The 329-nt window shown below is 35.3% G+C and carries 1 protein-coding gene; it reads left to right on the forward strand.

Annotation, left to right across the window (positions count from 1 at the left end):
* Window positions 1-106: 106 nt before the first annotated feature.
* Window positions 107-329 (forward strand): cyclic nucleotide-binding domain-containing protein (locus tag D0T56_RS16015; RefSeq protein WP_163321177.1); only part of this gene is annotated, 223 nt, incomplete at its 3' end.

The raw sequence follows: 329 nt of genomic DNA on the forward strand, positions 1-329 counted from the left end.
TCTTCAATTATCTTTTTGCAAACATACAGTGATGTGGAGATATAATTCGTAACATCCGTTACACTTATCAAGTTTATTATGTGTATCTTTGAAGAAAATAGAATTTATGAATCAGGATTTACTGTTTTTTTGTACAATATGCCGGGAAAAATCACCCGAAGAGATTGAACAAATAAGATGTACAATAGATCATGTGATAAAGACCTACAAGCGAGGAGAATTGATCGCTGCGCAGGGCGATCGCATATCCCATTTGTATATGTTGACAAAAGGGAAAGTGAAGACAGAAATTATTTCCCAATCGGGGCTTACTGTTTCAGTAGAAGAGA

The organism is Dysgonomonas sp. 520, from assembly GCF_010501095.1.
Taxonomy (GTDB): Bacteria; Bacteroidota; Bacteroidia; order Bacteroidales; family Dysgonomonadaceae; genus QVMP01.